Genomic DNA, 22,487 nt, shown 5'->3' with positions numbered 1-22,487 from the left:
AGTAGCATGAAAAAAATCATTTTTTTATTCTTGACAATCTGCGGCTGTACTAATTGTGTTACAACATATTCTGAACAAGTGGGAATCCATGCGACCAATAGTGCGATAGAAGAGTCCGTTCCTCAAAATATCGCAGGGGCCTATTTCAAACTGACCAACAATCGTTTTGACTTTGGGAAAATCAACAGAACAAAAATTCCGAATATTACAGTTGAAGTTGAATTTACCAATATCGGGAAGGCTCCACTTCTCATCTTAAAAGGAGATGTATCATGTGGGTGTCTATCTGTTGAGTATCCCAAAGAACCGATATTGCCTAATCAAAACGGAAAAGTAATTATTCATGCGGATTTGCGTACCCAGAATGGAACATTCAATAAAACTGTATTCGTTAAGACTAATGCGGAAAATGAAGTGGAATTGATCCGTATTCTCGGCTTTGTCAATTAATATTGGGGCTTAAAACAGGCGATAGATATCCTTCTTTAATAAAGGATTTATAATAGTTTAATTACTCATTCAAAAACCTATTTTTATGAAAAAGAATTTATTTAAGGTCGGTATTACGTTGTGTCTATTTTTATCGGCATGTCAAAATGAGCAACTATATTATAGTTGCGATCCCATAAAAGATCAATGGGTTAAGGCAAATTTAGAAGAAATTGGTAATATGACTTGTGGCGAATGGCTGGATCTGAATATTGATTACGCTAAACCGGCTTATGCTGCGTTGAAACCAGACACAAGATATGAGATTTGGAATCAAAAAATAAATCAGGTTTTAACCTTTGATTGGACAGAGAAAGAACAGACCCATATTGAATCTGTTAAGTATTTTATATCGCATAACAGAGAAATGTTTGAAGATAAAGCAGTAGATGATGATATCATCTACACCAAAGTTTCTACTTTTTTATACAAATGGTATGAGTATGGAAAAGACGAACTTGGATGGAATACTGAATTAATGGCGAGTATTATTACTGATGCGCATCCACTTAAAAATAAAGCAGGTGAATTAGAGGTTAAAATTAATGGAGTCAATACTATTGCAACGAGAAGCGAAACTCGTCTTGATTGCAATTGTAATACCACCTCAATATGGTATGCAGACTGTGAGGCAACTGATTGTAGAGAAACAGCAACTGGTTGTGGCGGATTGACGTTTTTTAGTTGTAATGGCAGACATAGGCCTTAAAAATGGATAAAATTAAAAATTGCCTATACGCATTGGCATGCGCTATTATAATTGAACTTATTACAATTCCCTTAAGGGGATATGTCAGTTACATGGCGTCTGGTGTAGTCGCATATACACTGTATTTCATCTCATTTTTATATTGTGTCACAAAAGAGAAGGCATGGGTTGTACTATGTGCGATGCTTTTAGGCTGGGGCTTTGTCAATTTGCCATTCAGAATATTTTATTGGCCCGAGACATTGATAAGCCTACCTTCGGTATCGATGCATATATTGGGAATATTTACTGGTTATTTGTTCGGAAAAGTAAAAAAATGCAGAACAATCTTTATGGTTATTCCCTCTGTCGTTTTATGTGTTTTGTTTTATACTAAATATGAATTATGGATACATTATGTGAATTTTGGCACATTTTCCGGGCAGGTTGAACAGATAATTGATATTCCAATACTCTTTCAAGATAATGCAGGCAATAATATTTCATTATCAGATTTCAAAGGTAAATATGTCATATTCGATTTTTGGAATTCATCATGCAGTGCATGCATTCGTGCGTTTCCGAATGTCCAAGTTTTATATGAAAAACTCAGTGAAACAAAAACTTTTGAAATCTATTCTGTTTTTTGTTGGATGGCAAAAAGAAATGAGGCATCACAAACCGGAGTTGATATTTTGTTCCAACGTGGTTATAGTTTTCCAATTCTTTCGATGGATATAAATAATCCGATTTTACAAAAAATGAGGATAAACAGTTTTCCCACGGTAATTATATTCGATCCTGATGGTCGGTTAATATTTCGCGGCAATATAGAACACGCAACGGACTATTTGCATCTTTTGATAAAAGATGACAATGGCTAAAAACAACAAATCATGAAAAGTACAACAATCTTATTATCATTATTCATTCTCTTATGATGCAGTATCTCATCGTTTGCCCAAGAACACACCGTCGGCAATCTGAAAATAACTCAGAATCCGAACGGTTCAGTTATCGTAGATGGAATAAATCCCTGTCTGCTCTGTTTTTGGGACACGCGGTGTGGTAATTGCATTGTTGAAATAAAAATCCTGAACCAACTCGCGCGCGAGTTTCCCGGATTGAAGATCGTAGCTGTTACTCCGGAAACATCTCTTTTTGATTAAGGGAGGCTTACTTTAAAAAACGTATCCAACACCTGTTTGCGGGCATTGCGAATAGGAATTATACGCTCTTTTGATTTTTAGCGGACACCAAATAGAATTTTTATTTAGGCAACTATATACTATTTTGCACTAAAAATTGATTTAGTGTAAAATTCGTATTATCTTTGCAATACAAGAAGGCAAAGATATGATTGATACGAATTTCAAATCCCTCTTCGAACTCGTCAGCGCATTCCCAACGGAGCAGAGCTGCATAGACCATCTCGAAAAAATCCGATGGAACGGTAACGTCGTATCACCATACGACGAAACGTCGGTGGTCTATAAATGCTCCAACAACCGTTGCCGATGCAAGAACACCCACAAAACATTCAACGTAAAAACAGGGACCTTGTTTGAAAGCACCAACATTGAACTCCGAAAGTGGTTCATGGCAATATGGTTGGAAACATCGCATAAAAAAGGGATATCGTCGTTACAACTCGCAAGGGACATCAACGTAACACAAAAAACTGCATGGTTCATGCTCCAGCGGATACGTAAGTGCTTCGGAAGTGAAAACGACGGCGAGCTGAAAAACGAGGTAGAAATAGATGAAACATTCGTCAGCGGCAAAAACAAAAACCGACATGCGAATAAAAAGGTCAAGAACTCACAAGGACGTAGCTTCAAAGACAAGACTCCGGTAATCGGGATGCTGGAGCGAAAAGGAAGAGTCGTAGCCCGCAAGATAGCATCGACCGCCGTAGAGCACATAACCCCGGAGGTCACAAAGAATGTACACCACGAGGCGAAAGTAATAACAGACGAGTGGTGCGGGTACAAGCAAGTAAGCCGAATCTATGATCATGCATTCGTCAAACACAACGAAGGCGAATACGTAAACGGTAAAATATACACCAACACGATAGAGGGATTCTGGGGCCTGCTAAAACGGGGAATCGTAGGCATATATCACTCGATATCCCGAAAGCACCTACAACTATATGTCAACGAATTCGTGTTCAGGTACAACACCCGACACATTTCCGAATACGAAAGATTTAAGCTATTTTTGCAAAACATGAACAACCGATTACGGTACAAAGAACTCATCTATGGATAAACCTGCAAACATACCGGACGATTTCTTCAACGCCACGAAAATCTGTAAAATATTCAAAAAAGAATTCAAAACGTACTATGTACGCACAGAATCCAAAAAACTATTCCAAGAAATACGGGACAAGTTCCACGTAAAGAATAAAGAGATCATCCGACAGATAGGAACGAACGTATGGGTACATCCAATAATTGCAATCAATATGGCACAATGGGCATCACCTAAAATCGCAGTCGAAATTGCGCAGCAAAAAACAGACCCCATAACTATATTAAAAAAGGTGGCCGAGGCGGCAGAACCTAAGCAAGAACCGTTGCAAATGAGCGAATTCGACATGCGGCTAAAAAAGGCATTGGAATTCAACCCAAGAAAATAATTTGAAAAAAGAGGAGAAATCTCTATATTTGTCAACGAACATATAAAAACTAAAGAATAAGGAACAAACCAAAAGATTCAAAACATATTAGTATAAAGCGTTAAACTTTATTTGTGCTCTTGAAACTTGGCCGTTTTTTGCAACACACGAATAAAGCAAATGCCTGCAATGCTGCTGTGGCAATATGTAGGCTTTGTTTAATTGTTTGTGTTGCGGGTTGGCCAAGACCTCAAGAGCAAATAAGGAAACAAGGTCTACATTTTTTATACCCACACCGCAATGCAAACAAAACCCATTGAAACACGAGTCACGAAGCACGCAAGACCTCCATAGAGATGCAGACAGCACTACACATCCTAAAGAAAACAAATGTAATTGTAATCAATAAAATTGTGATAATTATGAAACTCTGCCCATATTGTAAAAGCGAGATCAACTCCTCAGCATCGGTATGCCCATACTGTCATTCAAAAATTAACAGTGCTATAACCATATCGGATATAGCATGGCTGATAAAAGCCCCATTTGCTATCATAGCATGGTGCTGTAAACCGAGTAGATTGAAATGGATCATTAGAATAGTCGTATGCCTCCTCGCAGCATTATATGTTTTGGAAAAATGTGCACCAACAGGACAAATCCCACATATACAGTAACGACGAAACGATTGAAAAAGAACGCAGCACAATTAATATGAAAACAAAGCAAGGATTTGTATATGTTTTATCAAACCCATCGATGCCAAATCTGGTAAAGATCGGCGTGACCAATAACGTAAAAGAACGAATCAAGAATCTATCCCGTGGAACGGCAATCCCAACCCCATTTGAAGTAGAATATGAATGTATGATGGAAGACTGCTACAAAGTAGAGAAAGCACTACAAGCCGCATTTGCACCGTACAGAGTGAATGAAAATCGGGAGTTTTTCAAAGTCAAAACAACACAGGTGACTGCTGTACTCCAACTCGTCCAAACGAAGAACACAACCGAGGAAGCAACCGCTGACCAAACTGAAGCAAAGCGAAATCCCCGGTTTAAGTTCATAGACATGAAAATCCCTATAGGAGCTGATCTGATTTTTACACAAGACAATGAAATCAAAGCAACCGTGGCCGAGAATAATAATATCACCTACAACGGCAAAGAATGGTCACTATCGGCACTCACACGTGAACTCATAGGATACATTGTCCGACCACTCCAGTATTGGATGTATAACGACAAAAACCTACTCGAGGTCTACAGAGAAACATACATCCAAAAGTAAAAAACCGTAGTAAAGTAGAAAGGCTGACATGTATATGTCAGCCTTTTGGCATGTTTTATTATACTAAACTGTCAATATGGCAGAAAAAAGCATTGGTACGGAGGTTGTTGAAGTAATCAACAGTCTGATTATCAAACAAAATAATAAATCTAATTTTTATGTTACAAATTTTGACATCCGAAGATGGTGTAACAGATTACACCATCTTCACGATGGCCCGACTCAACAGCTCGGGCGGTATCGCTTCGATTAGCGGAGCACCTCGTAAGTGTAAGAAAATAATTCTCCACAAGAAGGAACTCGCACCTCCGGGGCAATCCGGAAAGGAAGACCGCTAAATCGGGCGGCGTAAAAGGGAGGCGTCTAATGAGAGTTAGACACCTCCCAATTTTTATCTCCATACCAATGCAACTATATATACGTAAAGCCTCTGAAAATTTTAGTTGGTGTAAAATAGTATGTAGTTATCATTAATTATTATGTCCAGTCTGCTATATCGGCCTTGAAGTTTGGAAACAAGCAGTTGTATCGTAGGCGCAGCCGGCCGATCATCTCCTTCATGAATCCGAACAGTGTATCGGCACCCTCCGGGGCCGAATAATCCACCAGAATGTCGGTATACGTATAGGTTCTCAGCTCCTGCTCGTAAGAAGCGATGATCCGGTTCAGCCGGTCGGTATCCCCGGCGACGCGGTCTTGCAGCACGGCGAGGTAGTTTTTACGCCCTTCATCGGAGCCCGGCGGGATGAGAATGCCCCCCCCCGAGCGTTCGTCCCACTCCGAGGGGAAGAGTTTGTAGCCGGTGCGGATGCGGTGGGACCGGCGGTTGTGGATAATCCAGTAGAACAGGGTGCCCTCCTTGCCACGACGGTCGAGGGCCGGAATTTAGGTTTTACGGTTGCCGTATTGCTATCACTATCTTTGAATTATCTTATCAATAATAGGGCAATCTAAGCTAAAACAAGAATCATGAACCCAAAATCAATGTAATATATTTCATCATTAAAATCTGTCTATTGTTCATCGATCTTCTATTTTGATATTGAAAGTAGTAAGACCCGAGGCTCGGGAGTCCCAGCTTTTGCGACGCTCAGAATTATATGGTAATCAAATAAGTACCTATTTTATGATTGAAGTTGATAATGGCTTTATTTCAGTTGATTATATGGTAAATATCACTGGTAACGAGTGAAGTCGCTTGTTTTGACAAGTGTCTTTTATCATGCAAGAGCCCTAAAAATCCACAGTTCTTTCCTCCATAGGCTCATCCCCTTGGAAGCCGAGGGGGGGGGCCATCGTGAGGTTTGTATGATTATCCCCTAATCAGCCCCACCTTTCTTCCATTATTTTATAATATAAAATTATATTATTTTTTTGTAAAATACAAAATAGTTTTTATATTTGCGATAACTCAAAGTTAAATAGTCAAAGAAAATGAGAAAACCTTTCTGTTTGACATTCTATGCGCTAATGCTCGCTCTCGCCAATCTTCATGCCCAAGAAACGCCGCGACCCAATCCCGATCTTCTCGCAATGATTGAAGCATCGGGTAATTTTGCACCAATGTTTCCATTCCAGCCGACCCACAATGCGCCGGAGAATATCACAAATGTCGGAACTTGGACCGCTGCGGGCCGGAGTGTGGGACCAAAGGGTTTCATAGCTCCGGCCGGAGAATTTTTCGTCGACGAAACCGGTTGGCCCATTCGCTTTATCGGCACTAACATAGGTATGACGGGATGCTTCCCCGACCATGCCTCCGCAGATAAATTGGCCGAGGAACTCACCCGTTACGGAATAAACATCGTGCGTATGCACTATGTCAGCCACAGAACGCCAAAAGAAGGCTATCCGGTTTTCGACTCTTTTATTGAACCAGTGCAGTTAGAACGTTTTGACTATCTCTTTGCGAAGCTGAAAGAGAAAGGTATCTACGTCTATTTCCAGTTGAATATTGCAAGAAAGTTCGGATGGTTGAACGGATTTGTGAATGCGAACCTGCTTCCTTATTATAAAAATGGCATTGATAACGTCAATGAGAGGATGATCGAACTTCAGAAAAGATTCCACAGCGAGATCCTCAATCATGTAAACCCCTATACCGGCATTGCCTATAAGGATGATGCATCGATCGGCATGATGGAGCTTGCCAACGAAAATTCGATCGTCTATTCGTGGTTCTCTCCCAAACATAAGTTCACGGCTCTCGTCGAGCCCTACAAGAGTGAAATGATCGAGAAGTGGAACGGCTGGCTTCTCGATAAGTACGGCGATACGGAGACTTTGAAAAAAGCATGGGCAGAAGGAACCGAAGCCGATGTGGCTCAAATTCTGCCCAGGTCGAAGAGTCTCAAGAAAGGAAATGTCGATTGGCCCTACAAGTATAATTGGTCTCTGTTTCCGCAGCGCGCAAATGATTTCACCGAGTTTTTGGCACTATTGGAGTCCGGATATTTCACGGGGCTGTACGACAATATGAAGGCGAATCTGAAAATCCGGCAGCCGGTGACCGGTACGCAGCTGGGATACGGATTCAACCGAGTTCAGGCCGCAATGGATTATTGCGATATTCACGGTTATTGGTGCCATCCTGCGTTTCCTGGCGGCAAGTGGGACACAACCCATTGGAATCTGAGAAACGGCTCTGTGGTCAACAGCTACGGACATCCGGGTAATACCTTTACCAAACTGGCGCAAGCGCGTATTCTCGGCAAGCCATTTACAGTCAGCGAATATGACCATCCGAACCTCAATTTCTATTGCGCCGAAGGTAATGTGATGCTGGCCGCTATGGGGGCATTCCAGAACTGGTCGGCACTCATGCAGTTCGCATGGATACTCGATACGGACTATGAGAGGGAGTACATTTGTCCTATGTTCGATATGTGTTCCGCCCCCCAGAAACTCGTCCACTTCCCAGCCTGTTGGGCTATGTTCGTGCGGGGCGACGTGAGAAGCGGCGACGACCGTCTGGTTTTCGCTTTTCCGTCGAAAGAGGAGAGCGATATACTGAAAGTGGCGAAAAGGCAGGCGGCAGATGCTCCCGGACGACATGGTTCGGACCTTCTGAACAGCCTCCCGTTAGCCGTAAAGTCGGGGACCCGGATCGAGGAGTATCCCGATCTCTTTTCAGGCGAGGGCCGTACCGTGATTCGAAGCGAGGAGGACGTGCCGTCGTCGATAAAAGATGCCTATACAAATAAATTGATGCAGAGCAGCACGGGTGAGCTTACGTGGAACTGGCAGGAAAAGGATGCGGGATTCTTCATGGTAGACACCCGGAATACCAAAATTTTCTCGGGATTTGTAAAGGGGCGCACCTTCATGTATCGGGGGATGCGACTTATTCCGGGCAGGACAAGGCTTGACTGGCTGACTTTGTCGTTGACCCTTGCATCGCCGATAGGCGAATCCGCTCCGGGTAATTTGCTGCGGCCTGGATGCTACCTGCTTGCCGCAACGGGTCTTGTCCACAACACCGATGCGAAGATCGTCGGACTTGACACTCCGGGCAAAATTTCCTGTTCCGAACCTGACGGCGGAAGATTGGGTACGGCTCCTGTACTGTGTGAGGGAATTGAGGCGCGGCTCGCTTTCGCCGGTCTCGGCGGAAAGGTAACGTGTTATGCTTTGGATTCGGAAGGGAAACGTACCGAAGAGGTTTCTGTCATTGAAAACGAATCCGGAGAAGCTGTCCTTGAAATCAATCCGAAGTACAAGACCTTGTGGTACGAGGTGATAGTAGAAGAACGCAACCAAACCAAACAATAACCATGAATCACAAACAAACTATTGCAGTTATCTGCTTGTTGTCGATCTGTTTACGCACACAGGTTTCCGCCAAGGTGGTAGTGACGGATTCTCTTTGTGTCGGAAAAACAGTTGCGATGAGTCCGGCAGAACTGATCAGAGGAGAGGTTTCCGGTGCAAGGGTCTCGTCTATCGACGGTAACCCCAATGGAGCCTTCAATGTCAACATCCGAGGCCTCAATACGCTGCGAGGCGATTCACAGCCGCTGTGGATTGTAGACGGAGCGGTAATCGGATCATCTGTGAACCACAATTTGAATGCTTTCTATCTCAATGGCGGTTTTACCACAAAAGGGGATGTCTTTCCTGACTATTCCGGACAGAGCTATACCTCTCCTGTCAGTAGCTTCGGGTGGCTCAATCCCGGTGACATTGCGTCGATAGAGGTCATCAAGGACCTATCGGCAACCGCGTTGTACGGTATGTCAGGAGCCAATGGCGTCATCGTTATCAAGACGAGACGGACCTCTTCAATTGCCCGTAACATTTGGCTTTCGTCGCATGTCGGCGTCGATTTCTCCTCCGAAAAGGGGGATGCTTTCAGAACCGGCGTCAACCATATGCACAAGTTAGGCGTCAACGGCTCGATCGGAAATAATTCCTACTATAATATATCGGGCTTTTTGCATCAGAACAACGCGGCCGTAAAATGCACCAATTCAATTGTCGGCGGATTGGCAGCCAATTTTGAGACGATGGCCAACAAAGTCTTCAAATTCGGTCTTAACACGAACTTGAGCTACGGTAAACTGCTCTCAACCGGCGGCGCTAACTATATCGGGGCACCTTCCACGATGATAAGTGCACGCTATCCCGACCTATTTCCCGACGATAAGGTCGCAGGATGGTTGGATTCCTATGACGATGAGGTTTTGGATTACCGTGTTGTCAACTCCGTGTGGTTGCAGGTCGATATCATTCACGGTCTCAATCTCAGAATGACGGGAGGCATGGACTACCAAAATCAGTCGCGTTACATCTGGTTTGGCGACGGCACCTCTTTTGGCAAGGATTTTTCAGGCGCTGCCGGCATTCTCAATAATTTCCTTTTCGCGTATAATGCCAAGGGAGAACTCAACTTTAACAGGAATTTTGCCGTGAAGCACCGCCTTAAAGCATCTCTCGCTTTCGACTTGAAAGGCAACATGGATAAGACCAATGCCATGTGTGGCACTGATTTCGATCTGCCTTTCTTAAGAGGTAAGGGGCTGTCGGCTTCGGCGAGTCAGCACGCCATCCGGAGATTCGACCGTAAGTACAGCCAGTGGGGCGCCTACGCATACGTCGGTTACGACTTTGACGGTTATGCCGGGATCAGCGCTGCGGCGCGTTTCGACAAGACCGGCCGGTTCGAGAGCAATCCGACATTTTTCCCCGCAGTCGATGCTTATGTGGATTTCAAGAGACTTCTGCTCGCGAACAACAAAGCCGTGTCCTCATTGAAGATCATCGGAGGATATGGTGAGGCAGGGCATGAAACGGTTTTACCGTACGAGTTCCTTGCAAACTATATTTCCAATGTTCCGGAGGTTGAAACCGGTACGGAACTCTATTTTGACGGCATTAACCGTCTTATCAGCAAGGAGTATAACGTAGGGTTCAACATCGGATTTATGAACGACCGGTTCAATCTTGCGCTCAAGTATTACGACAAGAAGACCAACGACAACTTCAATATCTGCAATTTCGGGAAAGTATTGGCAGGTTTGTGGGTCGAAACCGCCAACTGGTCTGTTTTGGAGGAGAGATGCTCCACCATTGAGAACAAGGGCTTCGAAATCGACGTCGATTTCCGTATTATCCAGCACAGAAACGTGGTATGGACACTCTATGCCAATGCTTCGTTCAACACCAACAGCGTCGCCTCACTCCACGAGCTGGACCGCCACACGCCCGGTCTTACGAATGGCATGTATACAGCTGCAAACGAGGAAGGGAAATCGGTATCCCAGGCATATGGCCACAAATTGAACAAGAAAGGAGAAGCGGCATCTGCCGACCTCGACATTCTTGGCAACACCCTTCCGGAATATGCCGGAGGGCTTGGAACCACGCTCCGCTTGTACGGTCTTACCGTCGATGCCAGATTCTCTGCCGCCGGCGGATTCAATATCATCAATGCCAACAAGCTGGTTGAAAATGGGCATGATTATATCTCTTCCGACGACTTGGAAAAGGGCGATTACCTCCGGCTCGACTGTCTGTGTTTCTCTTACGACATTCCTGTCAGAGCCAAATGGATCAAGGATTTCAAGGTAAATCTCGCGATCCGAAACCTCTTTACCATTTCCGGATACAGCGGTTGGAATCCCGATGTCAACAGCTTTGGAGTGACGGCACGGGGCAACGGCGTCGACTATGGCTCTTTCCCTCTTATCCGTTCTGTCGCTCTTGGCGTAAGCCTCAAATTTTAATAGCCAATGACCATGAAAAATATAATACATCATATATATGCCTGCATCCTGACAGGATTACTCTTCATTTCAGGAGAAGCCTTCGCCCAGAACAGCATAACCGTCAAAGGGACTGTCAAGGATTCCAACGGAGAGCCTATCATCGGTTCAACCGTAATGGTCGATGGCAGCAATACGGGTGTTGTAACCGATAAAGAGGGGAAATATTCCATAACCTTCAGGCCCAAAGCGGGAAAAACTTCGAAACTCGTTTTTTCCAGTATCTCATACATCACTCAATCCGTTGAGGTGGGAAATCGTACCGTCATCAATATCGTCCTCGAAGAGGACAGCAAGCAGCTTGACGAGGTTATCGTAGTCGGTTACGGAGCTATGCGAAAAAGCGACATCACGGGTTCGGTAACTTCGGTGAAGATCGACGAGAACCGGGCTTCGCAAGTCTCCTCGATCGACCAACTCCTTCAAGGGCAAGCCGCCGGCGTGCAGGTCGTATCGAATAGTGCGGCTCCGGACAGCGGAGTAAGTGTCACGATCCGCGGCGCAAGTTCGTTCAACTCCTCGTCGCAGCCTCTTTATGTTGTGGACGGCATCATTATGAATACCAACGGATCAATCTCCGTAGGCTCGCATGGCGGCGGCGATTCCGGCGTGTCTGAAGCCAATAACGGTTTGATGGGAATCAATCCTCAGGACATCGCTTCGATGGAGATTCTCAAAGATGCATCTGCGACTGCGATCTATGGCTCGCAGGGCGCCAACGGCGTGATCCTCATCACGACGAAGTCGGCCAGCCGGGAAAAACCGATTATAACATTCTCCAGCGGCGTGAGCATCAGCAATATATACAAAAAGTTCGACTTGATGGATGCCGACGATTATGTGAAGTATCTTGATCTCAAGGGTGTTGATCCCAGCTCGACACTCTATACTGTCTTTACGGACAAGGTGGACAACGGCACCTATACTCCGGTGGATTGGCAGGATTACTCGACTCGCACGAGTATAACGCAGCGCTACTATCTTACAATTGCGGGGCGGCCCCATAATACGGATTACCGTTTCTCAATCGGTTACTACGATAACGAGGGTGTCATCAAAGGTACGGGATACGAGAATCTGACTCTTCGCCTCAATCTCGACAGGACTATCGGCAAGTTCAAAATCGGAACCCGAACCTCTTTCTCCTATCTCAAATCCTATATGACCCAGGGTGCAGGTGCGACCATTGCGCAAACTCCGGCCTCTTCGATGGTGCTGAGCATGCTTATGACAAGGCCTTTGCGCCATATCGTTGAATATGACGATGAGGGTACGGAGATCAATGATGACGGAGCCCCTGTTACCGGCCCCGACAGATGGCTCAGCGATTACCAGAGTGAGAGGACCGAGATGCGTGTTACTCCGAGCCTGTACGGACAGTATGAGATTCTACCATGGCTTACTTTCAAAACCACCCTCGGCGCTGACTTCCGAACCAACGAACGCCTGATGTTCAAATCAAGCAGAATCAACACGCAGGCAACAGGTTCGAACGGAGCCGTCACCCATGTTGATCTCCTTAATTTGAATTGGGACAACCTTCTGATCGTTAACAAAAAATTCGGGAAGCATTTCATTTCCGGCACTTTGGGACAATCGGCCTCGCAAGCCATTACCAGAACGCAAAGCATCGAGGGGACGAATGTCGATCAGTGGAAAGGCATGTCCTCCACGCTCAATTCGGCTCCCTATACATGGTTCGGATATGGAGAGTCGTACAATCAGTTGATGTCTTTCTTCGCCCGAGCCGTATACAATTATGACGAAAGGTATATCCTTACCGCAACCTATCGTTTCGACGGCTCATCGAAATTTGCCGCCGGAAACAAGTGGGCGCAGTTCCCTTCGCTGGCCTTCGCCTGGCGTCTGAGCGAAGAGAAATGGTTCCATATCCCTGCCGTTTCGTCGGCAAAACTTCGTCTGGGGTGGGGAATGGTCGGCAATCAGGGAATTCCGTCGTATCAAACGATTAAAAGATATTCTACCAGTGCGGTGTCGACACATGACAACGATACGCACAAACTGATTTCGCTCGCTTCGCTCAATCTTCCGTCCAGGGATCTGAAATGGGAAACCACTTCGCAATATAATGTGGGGTTGGATTTAAGCCTTTTCGACGGTCGTCTCTCTTTTACTGCCGACGCATATTACAAAAAGACGGAGGACCTTCTCCAGACCAAGATACTTGCGGGATCGGCCGGAGTTACGAATCCTTATGTGAACATGGGGGCCATTGAGAACAAGGGCTTCGAAGTCACTCTTGACGCCGTGATTCTTGACAAGAAAAATATTGGATGGACAATTGGTGGAAACTTTTCCTTAAACCGCAACAAGATTCTTTCGATAGATCCGAGTGGAACGAACAAGGCGAAGATGTACGTCTACCCTGATCAGCCGATACAGGAGGTGGAGTATTTCTCGGGAAACTTGCTCTCGCAAGCAGCCGTCTGCCATGATTACATCAATGTTTTTATCGTTGGACAGCCGATGTGCCTCTTCTATGCAATGCCGACCGACGGGCTTGTTCCCGCCGGAAAAACCGGCGTCCCGCTCACTGACGGTGAGGTGCGTGGTGAGGGTTCCGTCAACTTTGTCGACACAAACAAGGACGGGGTAATAACCTCCGATGACAGAGTCGTTGTAGGCGATCCCAATCCCGATTTCACCTACGGTTTCAATACAGCATTTCATTACAAGAACTTTTCACTTTCTGCGTCGTTCATCGGTTCGTATGGCAATGACGTCTACAACCAGCAGCTGGCCGCCCTCAGCGACCTGTCGACCAACAGCCAAAACAGGCTCCGGGCTGCGGTGTTCGAGGCATGGAGCCCTGAAAATCCGAATGCCAGATTTCCGGCAGTTTCGGCTTATAGAACGACCGATATGAGTTGGTGTACGGATCGTTTCGTCGAGGACGGTTCCTATCTTCGACTGGCCAATCTCTCTCTTGCGTACAATATTAAAATCAAAAACAAACGCTCTATACTCAAGAACATATATGTGGGCGTTTCAGCAAAGAACCTCTTTTGCTGGACCAACTATTCCGGCTATGATCCCGATGTGAATATCTACGGAAATGTTCTCAGATACGGTATCGACATGGGAGCTTATCCCGCAGCACGCACTTACATGTTTGACCTTAAGCTAACATTTTAACTATGAAAAGCATAATAAAATACACATCCGTCTTTCTGAGCGTATTCCTGGTGAGTTGCGTGGATTTTCTCGAAGAGAAAATAACGACTTCGTACGACGGTTCCGTGATGGTTTCCTCGCCGGAGGCGCTTGAAGCCAATGTTCTCGGCATCCACAGACAGCTCGCCTCCAGCGGGTTCAAATCGGGTACTTTCTGCGAGTGGCTGGCCCCAGCCTCGGGCCTCGCACATTGGAGCAATACCAGTGCACTGACCAATCCGCTCGAAAGATGGGCATGCTGCCTGAAGTTCACCCGATTCTCGCAGCATCCCGAAGCCTACGACTCCTTTACGAGCTTTTACAGGTCGATCTATCTCTGTAACTCGCTTCTCGCAGCGATGCAGTCAAGCCCGGTGGATGACGCTTACAAGAAAGAGATCGAGGGCGAAGTCTATTTCCTGAGAGCGATGGCATATTTCTATTTGGTGCGCCTTTACGGCGATGTTACGCTTCATACCGAAGCCCCTACGTCGTTAAGCGAGGTTTATGGTCCCAGAGCGGATTTTTGGGTCGTATATTGCCAGATTATCAAGGATCTCAATCTTGCCGTGACTCAAATGCGCGATTGGAACAGAATGGTCGAAATCGCGGGAGGCAATGCTTCCGGCAGAGTTTGCAACTATGCGGCCATAGCCTGCCGTTCCCTTGTTTATCTCACTATCGGAACTCTCCTTGCCCATCCGGATGACAATTTTTGGGTCAATCGTACTCCTGATTTTTCGGAGATCGAAATTGCCGATGCCGGAGACGCTTTCCGGAAGGCTCTTTCCGATGCAGAAGATGTGATCGATCATGGTCCGTTCGAACTTTGTCCCGACTATCGGCAGTTGTTCCGATGGACCGAGGCCGGAGATTGGCAGCTCAAAGAGCGCATTTGGGTCATGCCTCGCTCTCCGGAAGCGGGTGACGCGGAGAGCGGACTGACTATGTGGGCTTTGCCCAATCGTTATATGGGAACCTCCAACGTGGATAATTTCGGACGTTGTCGCCCCGATCGCTGGTTCTTCCAGAGGTGGTGCGAAGATTACGGCGGGCAAAAAGGTACCGGCTCCTATAATAAAAACGTCTATGTCAGCTGTTCCGATCCCCGGTTGAGTGTCAATCTGATCTATAATTCCTATCCCGGACAAAACAAGACTCTCTACAACTGTTATCCTGCGGACAATCGGATTTTCCCCGGCAATGAGACCATGATGAAACACTACGGACTCCCGTATTACAAGAAATATTACGATCCGACCTACGACAACAGCGTTGGCAATGCAGATCTCTACGTGATGCGTCTGGCGGAGGTTTATCTGATTGCCGCTGAATCTTGTGCGAATTTATGCGAGTCTGCTTCGGATGCTTACGGAACGAAGGCCATCGACTATGTGAACGTAATTCTCGAACGTGCCCGCAATTCCGTCGACGGAGAACCTGCCGCAGAGCCTCAGGCTTGGACAGCTTCGAAGTTCAACAACTCTAAAGAAGGACTCGTCAACGCCATCTTTTGGGAGAGATGTTACGAGATGCCTTTCGAACACCATGAATATTTCGATACCCATCGTATGGGAGCGCGATGGCTTGCCGAGAACATTGCCAAACCTAAAAACGCATTCCTTTATCTCAACGAACAGGAGGACTACACCAAGGATGGAATCGATTATAGCGGCTATCGTACGATCTATTATGGTCGGGATTTCAGGTACGACGAGGATTGGACCCTTGTACGCAAAGGATTGATCAGTTCTTATCCCTACGATGAACTTATATATAACACCAGTTTGGATGTGAATAAGTCCGATCCGAATCTCGGACAGAATCCTGCGGAAGTATATTGGAGATAACGTTTATGATATGAAAAAATTATTTTTTGCTTTTTGTTTTCTGGTAGTTTCGCCGCTGCTGATTGCTGCGAACATCGAGGGGCCTTTCCTCATCCTTTCGACTCCATACCATGCCGACGGGACAATCGATTATCCGAGTTTGATCAAGGAGGCGCGCTTCGCCGCCCAATGGAATACGGCCGGAGTGATATGGCCTCAATCGAATGATTCAATTGACCTTTTGACAAAAGAGGAACGTTTTGCCGGTATGGCGGCTTTAGTCGGGGAGTGGCGAAAAAATCCCATGAAGACCGTTCTTGCTCTCGGGGTCAACGGAGACGATATCGAGGAGATGCTCGTCTTTGCCCGTGAGGCCGAGAGACTTGCAGCCGAATCGGGCGTCGATATCGTCCTTGCGGCTCGTCCTCCCTATTATGGCACCACCGAAGCAGACCAGCAGGCCTATTTCGATGCACTAGCTAAGGTGGCCAAGAGACCTGTCATTATCCAGACATACGTAAACGACGCTTGTCCGACGCCGAGTGTCGACCTTCTTGTAGGACTTGCCCGAAAGTATCCCGACATCTATGGCTTGATCAAGGAGGAGTCCAACAAATTGGAGGCCAACGCCCGGCAGCAGAGTGAGCTTGAAGCCCGCGATGCGATTAAAACCGTATTCTCGGCATGGGGCGGGTGGCAATGGCTTTACCAGCAGCGTCAGATCGGTACGGCCGGCCTCATCTCGGAGAGAGTCGCTTATGCTCCGATCGTCTCAATGATCTGGAAGTCGATGAAAGAGGAGGATAAAAAAGGACGTCTCACCGAAGCATATGCGCTTTATCGTCTTTTGATAGACCAAAGGTTCCTGCCCTACGACAGTCTTCGCGGCTATTCGCTCTATTACCTCGTGCGCCTCGGACTGTTCAACAATATGTTATCCAGAACCTATGCGATGGAACCCGATGGTGCGAATGGGACATACACGAAAGAAAATAAATCGAAGTGGGTGCTTAGTGACATCGAACTTACCGGGATTCAGAAAGCTGAACTCGACAAATGCTATGACGATATGATGAAATTCGTAAAGAAATACTACCGATAATGAAAGAGATTGAATTTGGCGGCAAGCTTGTCGTAGTGACAGGCGCCGCAAGCGGAATGGGGCTTTATGCGTCGAAAGAATTTGTACGGCTCGGCGCAAAGGTCATCATGTGTGACATCAACGAAGCGATGCTGAAAACGGAGGCCAAAGCCATCGGCGGGGCCGCGATCCCCATGAAGGGGGATGTCCGCGATTTTGGCTATGCAATGGAGGTTGCCGCCGAGGCTGAAAAACAGGGAGGTGCCGATTATCTTGTGGTGTGTGCCGGAGGATACGAGGCCCGTTGCCTGAACAGCATGGTTCCCTTTTACGAACAGCCAATAGAGGTGATCGACTGGGGACTCGACGTAAACCTCAAAGGACCCGTCTATTTTTCGAGAGCGCTGATGCCTCAAATGGTTGCGAAGCAGTTCGGCGTCATCGTCATTCTCGGGTCCGTGACCGGGTTCGAGGGCGACGGCATAGGTGCAATGTACGGCACCGCCAAATCGGGCCTTTTCAACTTCGTCAAGGGACTTGCCATCGCAGGGGCCCCTCATGGAGTGAGGGCGCTCTGCGTCACTCCCGGCCCCGTACTCTCGCGTGCGGCCATGTCCGGAATGCCTACGCTTCTGGGCCGTGCCGCCGAGCTTGACGAACTTGTGGATGTAATCCTCTTCATGTGCAGCGAAAACGCTTCGTTCATCACAGGCTCCAATCATGTGGTCGATGGCGGACGTCTATGTATGTATCAAAAAACTTACTAATACTCCTTGAAAATGAACATTCTGTTAGCAACTATGTTGGCTGCGACGATGCATACTCCGGGCGTTGTGATTGACGACAGCCCTACCAGAGTACAGACCGACATCAAGATCAATATGGAGATCATGGGTACTCTGCGGCCGAAATCCGTATCGGAAATCTCCTCGTCGCGCTGGACGCTCGACTGCGGCGGCATGGATCGTGAACATGCCGATTGGCGGACTGTTCGCGGTTATGTCGCCCCTCTGGGCATCGCACGTATCCGTCAGCAGGCGGGATGGGCCCGCTGCGAAAAAGACCCCGGAATGTATGATTTCGCATGGCTCGATCAGTGTGTGCTGGATGCCAAAAGAATGGGCGTGGACGTGTGGATGGAACTCAGCTACGGTAATCCCGCCTATGAGGGTGGCGGAGGACGCCATCTTAACGCCGGGTTCCCCTCTTCCGAAGAGGGCCTTGCCGCCTGGGACAGATGGGTTCAGGCAATAGCAGAACATTACAAAGGCGTGGTAATCGACTGGTGCATTTGGAACGAACCCAACGGTAAGACTTCGGGCAACACCATAGAGCAGGCGACGGACTTTGCCGTCCGCACAGCCGAAATTCTGCGCAGTATCATCCCCAATGCCAGGATTGCGGCATTCGCCTTGACAGAGGCTGATCCGAAGTGGATCGAACCCTTTGTCAAAGAGCTTGAAAAACGGGGTAAAGCCTATCTTTTTAACACCATAGCCTACCATCACTATAAACACAATCCTGATACGGGATATGAGGAAGTCGAGGAAAGCCGCAGGATTGTGGCCCGACACACTCCGAATATAAAGCTCATGCAGGGAGAGGGCGGCACTCAAAGCGAATGGTGTCGGAACGGTGCTCTTTCGAATGTATTTTGGACCGAGCTAACTCAAGCCAAGTATGATTTGCGCCGATCGCTCGGCGATCTGGGGCACGGTGACGATACCGAGGTGTTCCATCTTTGCGATCTCGAATACAGAGCCGTGAAGCAGCACTACGGATTGCTTCGATATGGCCTTTTGAAGACTGCGGGGCAAGCCGACGGCTTCCGTGTGCTCAAAGTGAAGACAGCATACTATGCAATTCAAAATGCAGTGTCGGTCTTTAACGATGCTTTGGAATGCCTCTCTCCCGAGCGGGTCGGCTCTACGCTCCAAGGGGTGGAAAATTGTGTCGTTTATGACTGGAAAGATCGTGAGACAGATACACCGGTCGTTGTTTTCTGGAATGCTTCCGCCATGCCTTCCAATGACAATATTACCAGGCAGGCAACCGTATCGGTGACAGGGAATCCGATTCAAAATCCCGTTTGGGTCGATTTGCTTACGGGTAATGTATACAAGATAGATGAGTCACATATTGAGCGTTCCAAAGGAAGAACCACTTACTCCGTTCCCGTATATGATTCGCCGGCATTCATTACCTCTCAGGATATTCTGACTCTTGATAAGTCGTGGTTTGTCCGCGAGGGTAAAAACATGAAGAGATACCATTGAGCGCTATGAAAAAGTTTCATAAAGGCAAAATGTATAAGTGGGAGGTATTATTCCTGCTGTGGATGGCTTACCTGCTGAATCAGGGAGACCGTCAGGTATTCAATACCGTTTTACCCGCCATACGGGATGCTCTGAACCTGACGGATACATCCGTTGGCCTTATCGCCACTATATTCAATCTTGCCTTTGCGGTTGTGGTGCCGATCGGAGGATGGATGGGCGACCGCTTCTCGCGCAAATTCGTCGTTACGTTCAGCGTTCTGTTTTTCAGCCTTGCAACTATGTTTACGGGCTATGCCAACAGTTTCGTGATGCTGATACTGTTGCGTTCTATCGCCACGGGCGGAGGCGAAGCCCTTTTCGGCCCTTCCAACTATTCGATACTTGCTCAGTATCATACCGATACCCGAGCTCGTGCGATGTCGATTCATCAGACTGCTTATTATGTCGGCGTCATTCTGGCAGGCTGGCTGGCCGGTTTGATCGCCGATAAATTGGGATGGCAATATTCTTTCCTCATTTTCGGCGGAATGGGTGTGCTGTGGGGTATTCTGATGATCATTCGGCTTGACAACAAACCTGTCGAGGCTTCCGTCTTTGCTGCGGAATCGAAACCCGGTTTTCTGGATGGTTTCAAGGAGGTGTTCACCACTCCCACCGCTTTGGTGCTGACAATCGGATTCAGCGGGCTGATCTTCGTGATCACGGGATTCATGACATGGGTACCGGCCTACCTTCAGGAGGAGTTCGGACAGACTCAGGCTGAGGCGGGCTTCAATTCAATGTTCTGGACCTATGTAGCTGCTTTTATCGGTGTGCTACTTGCAGGTTCGCTGTCCGACAGGTTGGCGCTTAAAGATAGTAAATACCGTATGTATCTTCAGGCTTTCGGCCTGCTGTGCGGCGCGGTATTTTTGAGTTTCATGGGCGGAGATTCGTCCCTTGCGATAGTCTATTGTTGCTTCGCGGGGTGGGGACTTTTCCGGGCTTTCTTCGATGCAAACACCTATTCTGTGCTATATGACGTTACGCCTGAAAGGCTTCATGCCTCCTGCGCGAGCGTAATGGGCATGACCGGTTTTGCAGTCGGCGCCTTTGCTCCTCTGATTCTTGGTTACATTAAACAGAGCATGGGTTCTCTCAGTTCGACATTCCCTATACTTGCGATTATTTGGATAGCCTGCGGTATACTGATGTTCGTGGTGGCAAGAGTTAGCTATAAGAGAGACCGTGAACGTGTACGTAATTGATTTTGATATATGAATTCCCCAAAAACTGATATTATGAAAACTGGATTTTCAATGATTCTTCCACTCATTGCATGGTTTGCATCCGCTTGCAACGAGAATGTCGATGAAGGTACAGTATGGGACAATCCGAATTTTGTTCGTATCACCGTTACTTCAGAACCGATGAAGACCACAGACGGCAACAGTCAAATAAGTTGGTCCAGAAGGGATTCGCTCCTCGTTTTCGATGAGAATAATGCAGGGTTCAAACTCGGTACGACCGATAATGGGACCAAAGCCATATTCTATTCGCACAAATGGGGCGGCAATAGGCCGCAGTATGCCGTTTTTTCCACCGGCTCCGACGATATCACGTGCACTTCGAATGGTATCCTGCGTGTAGTGCTGGATAATGTTCAACGGGTTAGAACCGTAAATTCCTACGCAGAGAATGCGATAATCTCTGCGGGTAAGATAAACGGCAACAAGACAGCTTACAAGATTAATCCGATGAAAAATCTCTCGGGGCTTATCAAGGTTGCCATGAGCGATTCGACGGCCAAATCAATAACTATTGAGGCGATAGGCGGTGAGTTTATGACCGGCTATGTTGATGTGGATTACGCCCGGCTCGAGAGTGCCGATGAGACGTTCTGGACTGCGACACCCGGTAAATCGCAGTCGTCTTCCGTTACGATTGTCCCTGTGAGCGGATCGGATGCAGAGACCCTTGACGGATGTCTGAAAACGGGTTCCTATTATATTTCCGTCTTGCCTCAATTCTACGCCAAGGGCCTGCGCATCACTGTCGATTATGGCGACGGAAATACTCTTGTCCGTACTCTCGGAGAGACGGATGGCATTATCGTCCCCCGCAGCGATTTCAACGCATTCGACGGAACATTGGATGATACGCTGCCCGATGTTATAATGATCGAGCTTTCGTTCTACAACGAAAATGACGAGAATCCTTTAGGCGCTTTCGTACCCGTTGCTGATCAGAATGTCGATGGTGAGGAGTATTCCTATACCTACAATTATATGCTCGACGGAGCTCCTGTCAGCAAGGATTTCATTTTTACGATAAGCAAGGGCAAAAACAGCGCGACCTATCAGCACTATAAGGCTTCCGGGTTGGATCATAACGTATTGCTTTTCGGCGCCAAAAATAACGCTTGGATCAAACTTCCCGGAATCCCCGGAAGATACTTGAAATCCGTATCCATGAGCCACGGCAATACGACGGCCAAGAGATTCAGGGTACAAGAAAATCCCCAAAGTCCGGTCGGAAAATATTTTTCATCGCCGTTGCTTAAAGCGCCCAGCCTGACTGCGCCAGTTACGGAGACTGTATCTTTCCCTACGACGGCGACGCAGGATGCCCAAATTATCAACACCATCGAAGGAAAGTCCTATACGATGGAGTTTACCGAAGGAGCTTCATTGAGGGTATTCGACATAACGGTTGTCTACTCCAAAACACTCGGAGATTAAAAACGACTCTTTTGACGAGGCAATTACGGCGGCTGCGAATCGAGTCCG

At 47.0% G+C, this 22,487-nt stretch carries 16 protein-coding genes; 15 read left to right on the top strand and 1 reads right to left on the bottom strand.

Annotated elements, in window-relative coordinates; genetic code table 11:
• Positions 1-6 precede the first annotated feature (6 nt).
• The 6 genes from WMO46_RS03570 (at position 7) to WMO46_RS03545 (ending at position 5,093) form a co-directional block, all read left to right on the top strand.
• Complete coding sequence (locus tag WMO46_RS03570) at positions 7-450, top strand: DUF1573 domain-containing protein (protein WP_349093813.1); 444 nt, start codon at positions 7-9, stop codon at positions 448-450.
• Between the two features lie 85 nt (positions 451-535).
• Entirely contained in the window at positions 536-1,198 is a 663-nt protein-coding gene (locus tag WMO46_RS03565) for a bacteriocin fulvocin C-related protein (RefSeq protein ID WP_349093812.1), read from the top strand.
• Positions 1,199-1,530: 332 nt separating this feature from the next.
• Positions 1,531-2,061, top strand: a complete 531-nt coding sequence (locus WMO46_RS03560) for a TlpA family protein disulfide reductase (protein WP_349093811.1) — start codon at positions 1,531-1,533, stop codon at positions 2,059-2,061.
• Between the two features lie 472 nt (positions 2,062-2,533).
• Positions 2,534-3,451: an IS1595 family transposase gene (locus WMO46_RS03555; RefSeq protein ID WP_349093810.1), complete on the top strand. Its 918-nt coding sequence runs from the start codon at positions 2,534-2,536 to the stop codon at positions 3,449-3,451.
• Positions 3,444-3,824, top strand: a complete 381-nt coding sequence (locus WMO46_RS03550) for a KilA-N domain-containing protein (protein WP_349093809.1) — start codon at positions 3,444-3,446, stop codon at positions 3,822-3,824. Before WMO46_RS03555 ends, WMO46_RS03550 begins: the two co-directional genes overlap by 8 nt.
• Before the next feature lie 621 nt (positions 3,825-4,445).
• The gene (locus WMO46_RS03545) at positions 4,446-5,093 is read left to right on the top strand and encodes a GIY-YIG nuclease family protein (protein WP_349093808.1); all 648 of its coding nucleotides are present in this window, start codon (positions 4,446-4,448) and stop codon (positions 5,091-5,093) included.
• Positions 5,094-5,570: 477 nt separating this feature from the next.
• On the opposite strand, the gene WMO46_RS03540 is transcribed toward WMO46_RS03545, so the two are convergent.
• Positions 5,571-5,903: a hypothetical protein gene (locus tag WMO46_RS03540; protein WP_349093892.1), complete on the bottom strand. Its 333-nt coding sequence runs from the start codon at positions 5,901-5,903 to the stop codon at positions 5,571-5,573.
• Positions 5,904-6,527: 624 nt separating this feature from the next.
• Between WMO46_RS03540 and WMO46_RS03535 the strand changes: the two genes are divergently transcribed.
• Genes WMO46_RS03535 through WMO46_RS03495 form a run of 9 tightly spaced genes read left to right on the top strand, consistent with a single transcriptional unit; the run spans position 6,528 to position 22,439 of the window.
• Complete coding sequence (locus WMO46_RS03535) at positions 6,528-8,864, top strand: glycoside hydrolase 5 family protein (protein ID WP_349093807.1); 2,337 nt, start codon at positions 6,528-6,530, stop codon at positions 8,862-8,864.
• Between the two features lie 2 nt (positions 8,865-8,866).
• Positions 8,867-11,317 (top strand): TonB-dependent receptor plug domain-containing protein, encoded by a 2,451-nt coding sequence (locus WMO46_RS03530; RefSeq protein WP_349093806.1) that lies wholly within the window; start codon positions 8,867-8,869, stop codon positions 11,315-11,317.
• Between the two features lie 12 nt (positions 11,318-11,329).
• Positions 11,330-14,512, top strand: a complete 3,183-nt coding sequence (locus WMO46_RS03525; RefSeq protein WP_349093805.1) for a SusC/RagA family TonB-linked outer membrane protein — start codon at positions 11,330-11,332, stop codon at positions 14,510-14,512.
• Positions 14,513-14,514: 2 nt separating this feature from the next.
• Positions 14,515-16,380, top strand: a complete 1,866-nt coding sequence (locus WMO46_RS03520; protein WP_349093804.1) for a RagB/SusD family nutrient uptake outer membrane protein — start codon at positions 14,515-14,517, stop codon at positions 16,378-16,380.
• A gap of 10 nt (positions 16,381-16,390) precedes the next feature.
• Positions 16,391-17,461, top strand: a complete 1,071-nt coding sequence (locus WMO46_RS03515) for a dihydrodipicolinate synthase family protein (protein ID WP_349093803.1) — start codon at positions 16,391-16,393, stop codon at positions 17,459-17,461.
• Complete coding sequence (locus WMO46_RS03510) at positions 17,461-18,207, top strand: SDR family NAD(P)-dependent oxidoreductase (protein ID WP_349093802.1); 747 nt, start codon at positions 17,461-17,463, stop codon at positions 18,205-18,207. Before WMO46_RS03515 ends, WMO46_RS03510 begins: the two co-directional genes overlap by 1 nt.
• A 12-nt stretch (positions 18,208-18,219) precedes the next feature.
• Positions 18,220-19,716 carry a hypothetical protein gene (locus WMO46_RS03505; protein ID WP_349093801.1) on the top strand — a complete coding sequence of 499 codons (1,497 nt, stop codon included), beginning with the start codon at positions 18,220-18,222 and terminating at the stop codon, positions 19,714-19,716.
• A 5-nt stretch (positions 19,717-19,721) separates the two neighbouring features.
• The gene (locus WMO46_RS03500) at positions 19,722-20,966 is read left to right on the top strand and encodes an MFS transporter (RefSeq protein WP_349093800.1); all 1,245 of its coding nucleotides are present in this window, start codon (positions 19,722-19,724) and stop codon (positions 20,964-20,966) included.
• A gap of 33 nt (positions 20,967-20,999) precedes the next feature.
• Positions 21,000-22,439, top strand: coding sequence for a hypothetical protein (locus WMO46_RS03495; RefSeq protein ID WP_349093799.1), 1,440 nt, complete (start codon positions 21,000-21,002; stop codon positions 22,437-22,439).
• Positions 22,440-22,487: the final 48 nt, after the last annotated feature.

The organism is Alistipes intestinihominis (assembly GCF_040095975.1).
Classification (GTDB): Bacteria; Bacteroidota; Bacteroidia; order Bacteroidales; family Rikenellaceae; genus Alistipes; species Alistipes senegalensis.
Note: the sequence above shows the minus strand (reverse complement) of the source record. Positions and strands in the feature narration are given on the sequence as shown.

Bases quoted from the DNA above. Each gene is read 5' to 3' on its own strand.
- WMO46_RS03495 (WP_349093799.1), top strand. From the start codon at position 21,000: ATGAAAACTGGATTTTCAATGATTCTTCCACTCATTGCATGGTTTGCA.
- WMO46_RS03530 (WP_349093806.1), top strand. From the start codon at position 8,867: ATGAATCACAAACAAACTATTGCAGTTATCTGCTTGTTGTCGATCTGT.
- WMO46_RS03510 (WP_349093802.1), top strand. From the start codon at position 17,461: ATGAAAGAGATTGAATTTGGCGGCAAGCTTGTCGTAGTGACAGGCGCC.
- WMO46_RS03525 (WP_349093805.1), top strand. From the start codon at position 11,330: ATGAAAAATATAATACATCATATATATGCCTGCATCCTGACAGGATTA.
- WMO46_RS03505 (WP_349093801.1), top strand. From the start codon at position 18,220: ATGAACATTCTGTTAGCAACTATGTTGGCTGCGACGATGCATACTCCG.
- WMO46_RS03560 (WP_349093811.1), top strand. From the start codon at position 1,531: ATGGTTATTCCCTCTGTCGTTTTATGTGTTTTGTTTTATACTAAATAT.
- WMO46_RS03565 (WP_349093812.1), top strand. From the start codon at position 536: ATGAAAAAGAATTTATTTAAGGTCGGTATTACGTTGTGTCTATTTTTA.
- WMO46_RS03550 (WP_349093809.1), top strand. From the start codon at position 3,444: ATGGATAAACCTGCAAACATACCGGACGATTTCTTCAACGCCACGAAA.
- WMO46_RS03555 (WP_349093810.1), top strand. From the start codon at position 2,534: ATGATTGATACGAATTTCAAATCCCTCTTCGAACTCGTCAGCGCATTC.
- WMO46_RS03515 (WP_349093803.1), top strand. From the start codon at position 16,391: ATGAAAAAATTATTTTTTGCTTTTTGTTTTCTGGTAGTTTCGCCGCTG.
- WMO46_RS03500 (WP_349093800.1), top strand. From the start codon at position 19,722: ATGAAAAAGTTTCATAAAGGCAAAATGTATAAGTGGGAGGTATTATTC.
- WMO46_RS03520 (WP_349093804.1), top strand. From the start codon at position 14,515: ATGAAAAGCATAATAAAATACACATCCGTCTTTCTGAGCGTATTCCTG.
- WMO46_RS03570 (WP_349093813.1), top strand. From the start codon at position 7: ATGAAAAAAATCATTTTTTTATTCTTGACAATCTGCGGCTGTACTAAT.
- WMO46_RS03535 (WP_349093807.1), top strand. From the start codon at position 6,528: ATGAGAAAACCTTTCTGTTTGACATTCTATGCGCTAATGCTCGCTCTC.